Here is a 13,332-nt window from a genome sequence, read left to right as displayed (position 1 = left end):
GCTTAAGGCGCTGCTGTTGATTACATCGCCCCGACATCGCGCATCAACAACCCGAACCGCAGATCCACCGCATCCGGTATCGGCACATACACCGTGTGTCCATCACCGGGCGCCACGTCGATAGGCTCGCCTTTGACGTTCTGCAACTGGTGCAGATCGAACTGAAAATTGCCCTGGGGCGTCATCAGTTCCATGTGATCGCCCAGGCCAAACCGGTTCTTCACTGTGACTTGCGCCATCCGGTCTCGCCGCTCCCCCGTCAGCTCGCCCACAAACTGCTGGCGCTCTGAAACCGAACTGCCGTGCTGATAATTCTGGTATTCGTCGTGCACGTGCCGGCGCAGGAAACCTTCGGTGTAGCCGCGTTGGGCCAGGGACTCCAGGTCCGTCATCAAGCCGCGATCGAAGGCGCGACCAGCCACCGCATCGTCGATTGCCTGGCGGTAAACCTGGGTGGTGCGTGCGCAATAGAAGTGCGATTTGGTCCGGCCTTCGATCTTCAGAGAGTGCACGCCCATCTGCGTCAGGCGTTCGACATGCTGCACCGCGCGCAGGTCTTTGGCGTTCATGATGTAGGTGCCGTGCTCGTCCTCGAAGGCCGGCATCAGTTCGTCCGGACGATTGGCTTCCTGCAACAGGAACACCTGATCCGTCGGCGCACCGATCCCCAGGGTCGGCTCGGGCTGGAAGGTCTGGACGATTTCGCCAAGATGATTTTCCGTGGCTTGAGTCGCCGAATATTTCCAGCGGCAGGCGTTGGTGCAACTGCCCTGGTTCGCGTCGCGCTTGTTCATGTAGCCCGACAACAGGCAGCGCCCGGAGTAGGCCATGCACAACGCGCCGTGGACGAAAACTTCAAGCTCCATCGCCGGGACGTGCTGGCGGATCTCGGCGATCTCTTCCAGCGACAGTTCTCGCGACAGGATGATCCGGCTCAAGCCCTGTTGCTGCCAGAACTCGACACTGGCCCAGTTCACCGTGTTGGCCTGCACCGACAGGTGGATCGGCATCTGCGGGTAATGCCGGCGTACCAGCATGATCAATCCCGGGTCGGACATGATCAGCGCGTCCGGCGCCATGGCAATGATCGGGGCCAGGTCTTTGAGGAAGGTCTTGAGCTTGGCGTTGTGCGGCGCGATGTTCACCACCACGTAGAAGCGCTTGCCCTGGGCCTGGGCTTCGCTGATGCCGAGGGCCAGGTTGGCGTGATCGAATTCATTGTTGCGCACCCGCAGGCTGTAGCGCGGCTGGCCGGCATAGACCGCGTCGGCACCGTAGGCAAAGGCGTAACGCATGTTTTTCAAGGTGCCGGCCGGGGCCAGCAATTCGGGAGCGAGCAGAGTCATGGCTGTGTCGACCGCAAAGCCGGCAAGGGTATTCCACTGGTCCGCGGGCTTTATTGATCTGGATCTATGCTTGATGAACAAACGGATGGCACTCGCGCGAACCGTGGCTGACTAAGCATCAGCACCGCTCTTCAGCACAAGAGCATGCGCCCCCTGCGCACTGAGATGGATCCGACATGAATCAAGAGACCGTACACAACAAATCGCTGGTGATCCTGCTAGGGCTGGTCACCATTGCGTTTATCTGGATTTTGCTGCCGTTCTACGGCGCGGTGTTCTGGGCAGTGATCCTCGGGATTCTGTTCACGCCCCTGCAGCGTCGGATGCAAGTGAGATTCGGCTGGCAGCGCAACGTGACATCGCTGATTACCCTGAGTATCTGCCTGGTGATTGCGATCCTGCCGGTGATCATCCTCAGTATCTTGCTGGTCCAGGAAGGGGCCATGCTTTACAAGAGCATCGAAAGCGGCGAACTGGACATCGCGGGCTATGTGACGCACTTCAAACACAGCCTGCCGCCGTATTTCCAGCATTTGCTCGATCGGGCCGGGGTCGGCGAGCTGAACGGGCTGCGGGAGAAAATCATCAAAAGTGCGGTGACGGGCAATGAGTTTGTCGCCACCCAGGTCTTCAGCTTCGGTCAGGGCACGTTCGATTTTGTGGTGGGTTTTTTCATCATGCTGTACCTGCTGTTCTTTTTTCTGCGAGATGGCGCCGAACTGGCCCGGAAAGTTCGCTCCGCAGTCCCCCTGCAAGAGCACCAGAAACGCCGATTGCAGCTCAAGTTCAACCGCGTGGTGCGCGCAACGGTGAAAGGCAATCTGCTGGTGGCGATCACACAGGGTGCGTTGGGCGGTTTGATTTTCTGGTTTCTGGACATCCCGAGCGCGTTGCTCTGGGCGGTATTGATGGCATTTCTGTCGCTGTTACCGGCGGTGGGGGCGGGGATTATCTGGGCGCCGGTGGCGGCATTCTTCCTGTTCACCGGGGCCATCTGGCAGGGCGTGGTGCTGGGGTTGTTCGGGGTGTTTGTGATTGGACTGGTGGACAACGTGCTGCGACCGATCCTGGTGGGCAAGGATACTAAGATGCCGGATTATCTGATCCTCATCTCAACCTTAGGCGGCTTGGCTGTTTTCGGCCTGAACGGCTTTGTCATCGGGCCGCTGATTGCGGCGCTGTTCATGTCGAGCTGGGCGATCTTCATCGAAACCAAGCCGCGGGTGCAGCTGCCTTAGGCGCTGAGGTGGCCCATGCCGAGGCGTTGCGACAATGCCTGGGCGGCCGGCAGTGATGTGAGCGGACCGCTGATCGGCTCGCCGTCCTGCACCAGATACCAACAGGCGAGCAATCCCAGCTCTCTGAGCGGTGCGGGAACGGCGCTGCCGATAACGGACATGATCTGAACCTGGGACATAAGTACCTCCATCAATCGATGAAGCTACCTTACGGATCTGGCGTTTGAACGGACAATCAACACTCTCGATAGTCGTCATTGACGCGGATGAGTCTTGGACTCAGTCGACGACCAGATCGAGCATGTGAACCACTTCCTGCTCATTGAGCAGGCCCTTGCGCACCAGGTTTTCGGCCAGCAGCGAAAGAAACTTGGCGCTGCGATGGCCTTCCAGGTGCTTGAGTTCGGTCAGTGCGTTGTACACCTTGCTGGAAGTGCACAAGCCGACAATGCGATGCGGGTTTTGCGTTGGCATGAGGTCGTCCTTGTTTTTATCAACCTGTTGTTTACGCACAATGTGCAAGCTTGCGCACCGGACATGACATAAATATGACCGTTTTCCCCGGCGCGGGGGAAGGGCGCTCAAGTCAATCTTGCCAACATGAACCGCCAGCGCTGTCCCGACAACGACCTTGACGCGATTTTTCCAGACGTTTGCCGACGAACGGTCACAAAAAAGCCCCGCTGGTGAGGCGTGATGTTGTTCGTTTAATGAGTTTTTGGGGTTGGGTTGGGTTGGGGGCATATCCGTTTCTGCGGTAACGGCGGCTTAGGGTTCCGCCCTGACGGCGGGTCACTTTGGAAAAGCCCCAAAGTAACCAAAGGGCTCTTGCCCCTGACGTTCGGTGCCTCGCTAAGGCTCGGCATGCCCTCGTTCCGGTCCTGCTCCGTGGGCCCGCCGCCATCGGCCATCCATGGCCGGGGGCGGCTAACCCGGCATCCATGCCGGGTTGCCCACTGCGCAGAACCTCCACTCGGCCTCTCGAGGGGGCGTGCACCGCCCAAAGCAAAGCGAGGCGGCCTACCGGCCGGCCTGTTTGCTGAACGCTTGCGCGTAGTGATCGTTCCCCAGAGCGTGGGCGCGATCAAAAAGCGAGGTGGCCTTCCGCGGCCAACCCGGCTTTGGAAGATGTACTCAATACCTGTGGGAGCGAGCTTGCTCGCGATGGCGGCATTACAGGCAACCTCACAGCCGACTGACAGGGCCTCATCGCGAGCAAGCTCGCTCCCACATTTTGACGGTGTACACCCGTGGCTCCTCACCACTCATCAGGTCGAGCGTTAGCTCGCCTTTAGCTTTTGATCTTGATCTTGATCTGCCCCGTCGGAAGGCCGAACGCAGGTTCTGCGCAGTGGGCAACCCGGCATGGATGCCGGGTTAGCCGCCCCCGGCCATGGATGGCCGATGGCGGCGGGCCCGCGGAGCAGGACCGGAGTGAGGGAATGCCGAGCCTAGGCGAGGCACCGTACGTCAGGGGCGCTAGCGTTTGGTTACTTGGCGCTCTTCCAAGTGACCCGCCGTAAAGGCGGAACCAATAGCAGCCGTTACCCCAAAAACGGATATGTACCCAACCCCAACCCCAACCTCAAAACGTTCTTAAGTGAACATCATTACGCTGATGAGGCGAGGCCTGATGAGCGCTGTTACCAGCGACCATAACCATGAGGAGGGCCGTAGTAACCGCGCGGCGGGCCGTAATAGCCACGCGGCGGACCGTAATAAACCGGCGGTGGTGCGTAGTAGACCGGCTGCTGCACGTAGACCGGTGCCGGCTGGTAATAAACCGGTGGCGCCGGTTGCACATAGACCGGCTGCGGCTGCGCGTAAACCGGTTGTTCCACATAAACAGGCCGGTTGCTGTTGATGATGGCCGAACCGACGATGGCCGAGCCAACGATCGCGCCAAATACCGCTGGACCTTGCCAACCGCCACCGCCGCCATGGGCTTGCGCTTGCCCTGCGATAGCGAGTGCGCCGATCAGCAAAGCTACTGTGGGGATTTTACGGATCATGATAATTCCTCGGTTCTTCGACCCGGCGCTTGCGTCTGCAATAGACCCAAGGATTGTCGCGGGGATACATCTAAGACAGCGTTTTTTTCAAAATCAGCACAGCCGATAGGTAAATTTTGTGTAAGGTCTGTACCGGTTTGCTGACGGTCCGGCGATACCTTGCGCGGACCCGCCGTTATGATCGAACACAGCTGATGGAATGGCTAATCCCGTCCATCTGAAAGTGCTATTGAAGGAGAAGTTTCATGCAGATGAACCCCAACAGAGACACCCTGTTATGTATGTCGCTTTCCGGGCGCCCCGGCAATTTCGGCCTGCGGTTTCACAATCATCTGTATGAGCAATTGGGCCTGAATTTCTATTACAAGGCCTTCAGCAGTCAGGATCTGCCGGGTGCGGTCGGCGGTATCCGGGCGTTGGGCATTCGTGGTTGCGGGGTGTCGATGCCGTTCAAAGAAGCGTGTATCGCATTGGTTGACGAACTGGACGCGTCTGCCGCGGCCATTCAATCGATCAACACCATCGTCAACACCGACGGCCACCTCAAGGCCTACAACACCGATTACATTGCCATCGCGCAATTGCTCGACACACACGCAGTGCCCAAGGACTCGACCTTTGCCCTGCGCGGCAGCGGCGGGATGGCCAAGGCCGTGGCCAGTGCGTTGCGCGATGGCGGCTATAAAAACGGCCTGATCGTCGCCCGTAACGAGCGCGCCGGGCGTGCGCTGGCGCAGTCTTTGGGCTATGAGTGGCAGGCGGAACTGGGCGACCGACGCCCACAAATGCTGATCAACGTCACCCCGATCGGCATGAGCGGTGGCCCGGAAGCGGATCAACTGGCCTTTGATGCTGAAACCATCGCAGCTTCCGAGACGGTCTTCGACGTCGTGGCGATCCCCTCGGAAACACCGCTGATCGTGCGCGCTCGTGCCGAAGGCAAACAGGTGATCACCGGGCTGGAAGTGATTGCGATCCAGGCGCTGGAGCAGTTTGTGCTGTACACCGGCGTGCGTCCGACAGATGAGCAGTTTCAAAAAGCGGTGGAGTTTGCCCGTAGCTGATCTGGCGCCGCGCCTATACTGCTTTCCAGCCAGCGAAGACTGGCCCTTCAGTAAAACCGTGACCGAGGTTTCCCATGCATCCGCCCATTCTCAACCTGAATCAGGTCGAACTCGAATCGTTGCCAGACGCCCTAGCGCCCACCGGCGAAACCGCTGGACGCTATCAGCAGAAAATGGCCCGCGTCGGTCAGCAACTCGGGGCGCAAAAGCTTGGTTATCGATTGTATGTGCTGGAACCTGGCATGCGCGGCAGCCCGTTTCACAATCACCGGGTCAACGAAGAAATGTTTTACGTGGTGGCCGGAGAGGGCGAGGTCCGTCTTGGTGCCGAGCGCTTCCCGATCCGCGCCGGTGACGTGATCGCCTGCCCGCCGGGCGGTCCCGAAGCGGCGCACCAGATCATCAACAACAGCCAGGGCGAACTGCGCTATCTGGCGGTCAGCACCCAACAGTCGCCGGAGATTTGCCAATACCCGGATTCCGGCAAGTACGCGGTGATGGATGGCTTCAAGGTCGACGCCGACGGCAATGCCTCAGGCTTCGTCGCCATCGCAAGGCCCGGCGACGGTGTTGATTATTGGGATGGCGAGTAGCCGCAAGCGCTTGCAAACCCATGTGGGCGCGAGCCCTGCTGGCGATGACGGTTAATCAGTCGAAAAAATGCTGGCTGACAATCCGCTATCGCGAGCAGGTCTGAATCTTTGCTATCGGGTTATTCGAGGCGGGCCAAGCGCTCTTCCAGTGCTGCAATTCGCGCTTCGAGTTCTTCGATTCGCTCAATCGACACGCCGCTGCCGGTGCCACGTTCGGTCGGGTTTTGCCGGGCGGCGAGGATGGCTTCGATATCCGCCGGATCACCCAGTGCGTGCATGTAGCGGTCTTCCCGCTGCCCGGCCTGACGCGCAATCAACAGGGCCAGGCCACGAGCAATCAGGCGCTCCAGTTGATGCACGACCTGTTCGGCGTCCTCGAATTCATGCATGCGCCCGCTACGGGTCAACAGCTCGTTGACTGTCTGCGGGCCACGCAGGAACAACAGCCCCGTCAGAATCACCTGCGCCGGTACCAGTTCCAGCGCCTTGTCGACCTTATGCTCCCAGCGGTCGGCGCGACTGCCCATGACCAATTTGGTAAAACCACGGCCTTCGAGCGCGCGCAGGCTTTGGCCGACCTGGCCCTGGGTGAGGTTCATCACCGGTTCACGGCTGGTTTTCTGGTTGCAGGCGATCACCAGGGCATTGAGAGTCAGTGGATAGGTTTCCGGGCTGGTGGCCTGTTTTTCGATCAGCGAGCCCAGAATCCGGATTTCCGTGCTGTTGAGCCGAGGCTCGTCAAACGTCGTCTCTTGCTCGATACTCATGATGCTGCATCCTTACCCGATTCATATTCTTTAATCCGCTGGCGAGCACTTTAGATCGGCGAGCGCCAATGGCAACTGAATTTGTTGCTTCTGCTTGCCTAAAGTCATGAAATCTACATAATCCGTTAACGTTTTTTTTACAATTCTGCGGGCACCGTATGCGGGGTCGCGGGCCTGTACCGCACACATGGAAGGACGCGGCGCCCCGGCATATCGGCGATGCCACGGGTCTGTTGACTGCACTCTGGAGTTAGGCATGAAGTTGACGTTGTCATTGTCCCCCGATAATGCGCTTATCGGCGGGGCCCCGCTATGACCATTCTGGTTACCGGCGCCGCTGGTTTTATTGGGTATCACACGGTTCAACGTTTGTGCCGGGAAGGTCTTGAAGTCGTCGGTATCGATAATCTCAACGACTACTACAGCGTCGAACTCAAACAGGCACGGCTCAAGGAGCTGGAGGCGTTGTCGGGCTTTCACTTCCAGACACTGGATATCGTCGACAAGCCTGCCTTGATGGCGCTGTTCAAGGAGCGTTCATTCACCCATGTCATTCATCTGGCAGCCCAGGCAGGCGTTCGCTACTCGCTGGACAACCCGGATGTGTACGCGCAATCGAACCTGACCGGTTTTCTGAATGTGCTGGAAGCCTGTCGGCATCATCGCCCCGAGCATTTGATTTATGCATCGAGTAGCTCGGTGTATGGCACCAATGGCAAAATGCCGTTTTGCGTTGAAGATGCCGCCGACCATCCGATTTCATTGTATGCAGCCAGCAAACGCGCCAATGAGTTGATGGCGCACAGCTATTGCCATCTCTATGGGATGAAAGCCAGCGGTCTGCGGTTTTTTACCGTTTACGGACCTTGGGGGCGTCCTGACATGGCGCTGTTCAAGTTTACCGAAGCGATTCTCAACGGCAGGCCGATCGATATCTACAACCAGGGGCTGATGTCGCGTGACTTCACCTACATCGACGACATCGTCGAAAGCATTGCCCGTTTGCGTACCCGGCCGCCGCTGGCGGAAGGGGCCGCTGAGGGTGCCAACCGGATTTTCAACATCGGGCGCGGCGAACCGGTCGCGCTGCTGGACTTCATCGATTGCCTGGAGTCCGCGCTGGGGGTGAAAGCGCAACGAAACTTCCTGCCAATGCAGGCGGGCGACATGGTCAAGACATGGGCCGACGTTTCGGCCTTGTCCAGCTGGGTCGACTACAGTCCACAGGTCGCCGTTGAAACCGGCGTTAAAGAATTCGTGAAGTGGTATCGCCACTTTTATCAGGTGTAATTCGTTCGCCCTTGATAAAAAAACCAAGGAAAAAGAGGGCCTGTATGAGCCATGACATTTTTGTATCCGTGCTGATTCCAGCAAAGAATGAAGCAAACAACCTAGTGCCTTTGATTGAGGAAATTCGTGTTGCGTTGGCCGGTGAGCGTTACGAAATCATCGTCGTCGATGATGGCAGTACCGATACCACGTTGCAGGAGCTGGGGCAGATCAGAAATGGCGGCTTGAGCGAATTGCGGATCCTGCATCATGACCGTTCGCTGGGCCAAAGTACCTCGCTCTACCACGCGGCTCAGGCTGCTCGTGGGCAATGGCTGGCCACACTCGATGGCGACGGTCAGAACGATCCGGCCGACATTCCCGGGATGTTGGCGCTGGTGCGCGGCCAGCAGGGTGTCGCCGACCTGCAACTGGTCGCCGGGCATCGGGTCAACCGTCGTGATACGGCTAGCAAACGCTGGGCGTCGCGATTTGCCAACGGCCTGCGTCGCCGCCTGCTCAGGGACGATACGCCTGACACCGGTTGCGGGTTGAAAGTGATCGAGCGTGCGGCGTTTTTGCGCCTGCCGTACTTCGACCATATGCATCGGTTCATTCCTGCACTGATCCAGCGCCAAAACGGCCGAATGGTCGTCCATCCAGTCAACCACCGGGCCCGCACCGCCGGGGTGTCCAAGTACGGCAACCTCGATCGTGCCCTGGTGGGCATTCTCGACCTGTTCGGCGTCTGGTGGCTGATCAAGCGCACGCGGCTCAACACCGATGCCCAGGAGGTTCAGCAATGAATTTCTCCAGAGAAACGTTGTGGCTGGTGGTCGGGTTCACCGGCCAGATCGCTTTTACCGGTCGTTTCGTCTTGCAGTGGCTGTACAGCGAATACAAGAAACGCAGTGTGATCCCGGTGAGCTTCTGGTACCTGAGCATCGTCGGCAGCACCTTGCTGCTTTTTTATGCGATTTACCGACAAGACCCGGTGTTCATCGCCGGTCAGGCGTTCGGTTCCATCGTCTATTTTCGCAACCTGCAATTGATTGCGAAAAGCAGGCAACCGAAGGAATAAATCATGCGCAGATCCCTTTCTCCCCGGGTTGAATGCCTGGGCTTGATGCTGCTTGCTTTCTTGTTGATCGGTGCGGGACTCGGGCTGCGTCAACCAATGAACGTGGATGAGGAGCGCTTCCTCGGTGTGGCGCTCGAGATGCTGCATAACGGTTCGTGGCTGATTCCTCACCGCGCCGGGGAGATCTACGGGGACAAACCGCCGATTTTCATGTGGGCGGTGGCGTTCTTCACCTGGCTCACTGGCAAACCTGATATTGCCCTGTACATCCCCGGCCTTTTTTCGGCCGTGACGGTCACGGCCATGGTCTACGACCTGGCCCGCCGGTTATGGAATCAGCGCATCGGTCGCACCGCGGCGCTCTTGTACCTGGCCACCTACCAGACCTACAGCATCCTGCGCACCGGCCAGATCGACAGCTTTCTGATTCTGTTCACGTCCCTGGGCATGTACGGATTGGCCCGTCATTTGCTGGTCGGGCCCGCCTGGCGCTGGTTTTACGTGGGATGCGCCGCGATGGGCATTGGCGTCATCACCAAAGGGGTCGGCTTCGTTCCGGCACTGATGTTGATTCCGTATGCCTATGCGGTGCGCAAAGGTTGGTCGGGCGTCGTAGCCATGCCCGGCGAAGCGCGCAAGTGGGCACTGGGCTTTTTGGTCTTTTTGGGCGCTATCGCCATCTGGCTGCTGCCCCTGGCCTTGTCCATCGTGCTCAATGGCGCCGCGGATGAAGTGGCGTATGCGCGCGAGATCCTGCTGCGCCAGACCGCGGGGCGCTATGCCGCTGCGTGGGACCACCGAGAGCCGTTCTGGTACTTCTTCGTCAACGTTATCCCCCAATACTGGTTGCCGCTGGTCCTGGCCCTACCGTGGCTGGTGCCCGCCTGGCGCAGGCAGCTTGCCAAGCGTGACGGTCGAGTGCTGGTGCTGCTTGGCTGGGTGGCGCTGGTCGTGCTGTTTTTCTGTCTGGCCAGTGGCAAGCGCAAGTTGTACATCTACCCGGCACTGCCAGGGTTGGTACTGGTCTCGGCGCCGTTGATTCCCTGGTTGCTCAGACGCTGGTTCGCCAAGCGCCCGCGCGGGCGACGGATTTTTCAGGCAGTGGTGGTGTGCTGGTTCGTGCTGTGGTTCGCTCGTGGATTTATCGAACCGATGAAGGACGGGGCCAATCCGCATAAAGAAATCATGGCGCAGGCGGCGACCTTGACGCACGGGGCTGACCTGGTAATGGTCCAGTGGCGCGAGGGCCATTGGCTGTACGCCCGCCAGCCGATCGTGCATTTCGGGATGGCCAGTTCCACCGTCGAGCAGGCCGCGCAGTGGCTGCGTGAACACCCTCAGGCCTACGCGTTGGTGCCGGACGAGTTGCTGGGGCAGTGTTTCAACCCCCAGGGCGCCCGTGAACTCGGCGAGACATCCCGTGCAGAGTGGTCGATCGTTGGCGCCGATGCCGATAACGGCAAATGTCATGCAGTACAGCCGGAACACGTGTATCGCTTTACTTGGAATTAAGGAAGAGCATGAGCAAACCCTGGAAGGTTGGAGTGATCGTTATTGTTGTTGGGTTGGCACTGCTTTTCGCGGCTAGCCTACGGTTTTCCTGGCACTCGCAGTTGTATGGACACTGGCACAACAAGTGGTACGGCAATCAGGACCCGGTAAAAAATATCTGGTTGCCGGACTACCGGGCGGTTATCGACGCCAAGCCACTTCCCGGCGTGACCAATTTGTCGGGCATTGCCTATGATTTCGATCGTGGGCGCATGCTGGGCATTACCAACGGCGAGCCCATGGAGATTCTGGCGTTGAGCCGCGACGGTGATGTGCTTGAGCACTATCCGCTGATCGGGTTTCAGGACACTGAGGGCCTCGCTTACATCGGTGGCGGACGGGTGGTGATCGCCGACGAAGTGAAGCAGCAACTGGACATCATCACCTTGCCGGACACCCCGGGCCCGATCCACGTGGAGGGCGCCAGGTTTCTCGCCATCGGGGTCAACCTGAGCAACAACAACAAAGGGTTCGAGGGCGTGACCTATGACGTGGCCAATGACCGTGTCCTGGCGGTCAAGGAGCGAGACCCGCGGCAGTTGTATTCGGTCACGGGCATGCTTGCCTCCCTGGGTGGGTCATTACAGATTCGTATCGATGACCTGACCTCCTGGGTGGACCGCAGTGTGTTCAGCCGTGACCTTTCCGAGCTCTTTTACGATCCGCGAACAGGGCACTTGCTGATGTTGAGCGAAGAGTCCAACAACGTTACCGAACTGGACGAAAAGGGTAATTTCGTCAGCATTCTTTCCCTGCGCAGCATGGCAGGCGACCTCAAGAAAAATGTGCCGCAAGCCGAAGGCATGACCATGGACGCCGATGGCGAGCTCTATATCGTCAGCGAGCCCAACCTGTTCTATCGGTTCACCAAGGCGAAGGGCACTCTGGGAGTTGGTGCGGAGAAGCTTTGATGAAGTTGGATTACAGTCGGTTTTTGACCCGTAATATCACCTTGCTCGTCGCCGTTGCCATCGTGCTGTTGTTTTTCTGGGGCCTTGGCAGCGTGCCGTTCCTCAGCGTCAACGAAGCTCGCAGGGCCGTCACCGTCCGTGAAATGCGCGAAGCAGGGAGCTGGCTGCTGCCGTACATGAACGGTGAGCTGTACCTGTCCAAGCCACCGTTCTTCTATTGGGTGGGTCTGGTGTCGACGGGCGTGCTGGGCAGTTTGTCCGAGTGGAGCGTGCGCTTGCCATCGGCCCTGGCTGCGACGGTATGTTGCATCGGTATTTACCTGTATGGCTCCCGCCTCGCCGGACGTCAGGCGGGCTTGCTGGCCGCGGTGTTCCTGGCCGCCAATGGCGCGTTCAGCCTGTTCGCCCGCCGCTCTGAAATCGAGATGTTTTTGACCCTGCTGTGTTTCGGCGCGTTGTTGGCGGCCTGGCAGTATGTTTTCAGGCAGGGCCGAATCGGCTGGAGTCGGCTCAGCTACGTACTGTTGGGGTGTGCGTTGCTGACCAAGGGGCCGGTATGCCTGTTGTGGGTGACGGCACCGATTCTGGCTTATGCCCTGATCTATAAAGATTCCCGCGCCAAAGCCTACCTGTGTGATGGCTGGGGCTGGATAATTGCCCTGGTGCTGGGCAGCTCCTGGTATGTGGCTGTGTCTTTCAGTCAGGGCTGGGGCATTTGGGCGTCGATCATCAGCGAAGACATCGTGAACAAAATCGACGGGCAGGGTGCCGAGGCCTGGTATGCCTATCTGCTGTACCTGGCCGGTGATTTCTTTCCTTTCTGGTTGATTATATTTGTGCGGCCTCGAGCGTTCTGGGCGCTGATTCGCTCGCGTCGCGAAGCGGGCATGTTGCTGTGCTGTTGCCTGCTGCCGTTGCTGGTTTTTTCCATGTTCACCGAGAAGCACGGCAAGTACCTGTTGCCGATTTACCCGGCTGTCGCGCTGCTGCTGGCGCTGCACTGGACAGCGTTGCTTGAGGAAGCGAAAGGGCGCTGGCGGGTTGGCCTCGCCACGGTGCCTTACATCATGCTTGCCGGGTTTCTGGTGTTTTATGTATTCATTGAAGGGCAGGTGCTGGCGCATCGGTTCGGCGGGCTTGAACAGGTAGCCACCCTGGCGGCCAAGCAACCGGATCAGAAAGCCTACAGTGTTGGTGAGCCGGACATCCGCTTGGTCTATTACATGGGCCGGCCCGTGGAAGCGCTGACGGTTGCAGAGGTGAGCGGGGTGAAACAATCGGACGCGCGACTGTTCGTTCAGGAGCCGCTGCCGCCTGAGTTGCAGGACCTGGCGTCGTGCAAGATCGGCGAGATTGACCCGTATCTCAAACCGGGTCGTTCGGCGTTACTCCTGCGGCTGGGGGCTGATTGCCGTTGAATCCTCAGGTGGACGCCGGATAAAAGACCCGCCGCAAGCGCGGTGCACCGTTATAATCGACCCACGATTCACTCCTGTCATC

Annotated in this window: 14 protein-coding genes; 9 read left to right on the top strand and 5 right to left on the bottom strand. The window is 59.0% G+C overall.

Translation table 11 applies throughout. The annotated features are described in order from the left end of the window. Window positions 1–20: 20 nt before the first annotated feature. The gene (trhP, locus tag BLQ41_RS25360) at window positions 21–1,346 is read right to left on the bottom strand and encodes a prephenate-dependent tRNA uridine(34) hydroxylase TrhP (RefSeq protein WP_090185966.1); all 1,326 of its coding nucleotides are present in this window, start codon (window positions 1,344–1,346) and stop codon (window positions 21–23) included. A gap of 176 nt (window positions 1,347–1,522) precedes the next feature. Between trhP and BLQ41_RS25355 the strand changes: the two genes are divergently transcribed. Then, complete coding sequence (locus tag BLQ41_RS25355) at window positions 1,523–2,584, top strand: AI-2E family transporter (RefSeq protein ID WP_090185964.1); 1,062 nt, start codon at window positions 1,523–1,525, stop codon at window positions 2,582–2,584. On the opposite strand, the gene BLQ41_RS25350 is transcribed toward BLQ41_RS25355, so the two are convergent. The 3 genes from BLQ41_RS25350 to BLQ41_RS25335 form a co-directional block, all read right to left on the bottom strand. Further along, window positions 2,581–2,763: a hypothetical protein gene (locus BLQ41_RS25350; RefSeq protein ID WP_090185961.1), complete on the bottom strand. Its 183-nt coding sequence runs from the start codon at window positions 2,761–2,763 to the stop codon at window positions 2,581–2,583. The genes BLQ41_RS25355 and BLQ41_RS25350 overlap by 4 nt on opposite strands. A 100-nt stretch (window positions 2,764–2,863) precedes the next feature. Next, complete coding sequence (locus tag BLQ41_RS25345; protein ID WP_003179723.1) at window positions 2,864–3,058, bottom strand: hypothetical protein; 195 nt, start codon at window positions 3,056–3,058, stop codon at window positions 2,864–2,866. Between the two features lie 1,169 nt (window positions 3,059–4,227). Continuing rightward, window positions 4,228–4,596: a hypothetical protein gene (locus BLQ41_RS25335; RefSeq protein WP_090185955.1), complete on the bottom strand. Its 369-nt coding sequence runs from the start codon at window positions 4,594–4,596 to the stop codon at window positions 4,228–4,230. A 245-nt stretch (window positions 4,597–4,841) separates the two neighbouring features. Between BLQ41_RS25335 and BLQ41_RS25330 the strand changes: the two genes are divergently transcribed. Next, on the top strand, window positions 4,842–5,660 hold the full coding sequence (locus BLQ41_RS25330; protein WP_090185953.1) for a shikimate 5-dehydrogenase: 819 nt from the start codon (window positions 4,842–4,844) through the stop codon (window positions 5,658–5,660). A 74-nt stretch (window positions 5,661–5,734) separates the two neighbouring features. Further along, the gene (locus BLQ41_RS25325) at window positions 5,735–6,253 is read left to right on the top strand and encodes a cupin domain-containing protein (RefSeq protein ID WP_090185950.1); all 519 of its coding nucleotides are present in this window, start codon (window positions 5,735–5,737) and stop codon (window positions 6,251–6,253) included. 119 nt (window positions 6,254–6,372) lie between these two features. Here the strand turns inward: BLQ41_RS25325 and BLQ41_RS25320 are convergent, their stop codons facing one another. Continuing rightward, complete coding sequence (locus BLQ41_RS25320; RefSeq protein WP_090185946.1) at window positions 6,373–7,020, bottom strand: YceH family protein; 648 nt, start codon at window positions 7,018–7,020, stop codon at window positions 6,373–6,375. A 312-nt stretch (window positions 7,021–7,332) separates the two neighbouring features. On the opposite strand from BLQ41_RS25320, the gene BLQ41_RS25315 reads away from it, so the two are divergent. Genes BLQ41_RS25315 through BLQ41_RS25290 form a run of 6 tightly spaced genes read left to right on the top strand, consistent with a single transcriptional unit; the run spans window position 7,333 to window position 13,250 of the window. After that, window positions 7,333–8,310, top strand: coding sequence for an NAD-dependent epimerase (locus BLQ41_RS25315; protein ID WP_090185943.1), 978 nt, complete (start codon window positions 7,333–7,335; stop codon window positions 8,308–8,310). Window positions 8,311–8,354: 44 nt separating this feature from the next. Then, on the top strand, window positions 8,355–9,095 hold the full coding sequence (locus BLQ41_RS25310; RefSeq protein WP_090185940.1) for a glycosyltransferase: 741 nt from the start codon (window positions 8,355–8,357) through the stop codon (window positions 9,093–9,095). Then, window positions 9,092–9,370, top strand: coding sequence for a lipid-A-disaccharide synthase N-terminal domain-containing protein (locus BLQ41_RS25305; protein WP_090185938.1), 279 nt, complete (start codon window positions 9,092–9,094; stop codon window positions 9,368–9,370). Before BLQ41_RS25310 ends, BLQ41_RS25305 begins: the two co-directional genes overlap by 4 nt. Before the next feature lie 3 nt (window positions 9,371–9,373). Next, window positions 9,374–10,882, top strand: coding sequence for an ArnT family glycosyltransferase (locus BLQ41_RS25300; RefSeq protein WP_090185935.1), 1,509 nt, complete (start codon window positions 9,374–9,376; stop codon window positions 10,880–10,882). An 8-nt stretch (window positions 10,883–10,890) separates the two neighbouring features. After that, a complete protein-coding gene (locus BLQ41_RS25295; protein ID WP_090185932.1) occupies window positions 10,891–11,832 on the top strand; it encodes an SdiA-regulated domain-containing protein in 942 nt (313 codons plus the stop codon). Beyond that, on the top strand, window positions 11,832–13,250 hold the full coding sequence (locus BLQ41_RS25290; protein ID WP_090185929.1) for an ArnT family glycosyltransferase: 1,419 nt from the start codon (window positions 11,832–11,834) through the stop codon (window positions 13,248–13,250). The genes BLQ41_RS25295 and BLQ41_RS25290 overlap by 1 nt, the downstream gene beginning before the upstream one ends. Window positions 13,251–13,332: the final 82 nt, after the last annotated feature.

Origin of the sequence: Pseudomonas arsenicoxydans (assembly GCF_900103875.1) — a bacterium.
GTDB lineage: Bacteria > Pseudomonadota > Gammaproteobacteria > Pseudomonadales > Pseudomonadaceae > Aquipseudomonas > Aquipseudomonas arsenicoxydans.
The sequence above is the reverse complement of the archived record's forward strand: the minus strand, read 5'-3'. Positions and strand labels throughout refer to the sequence as shown.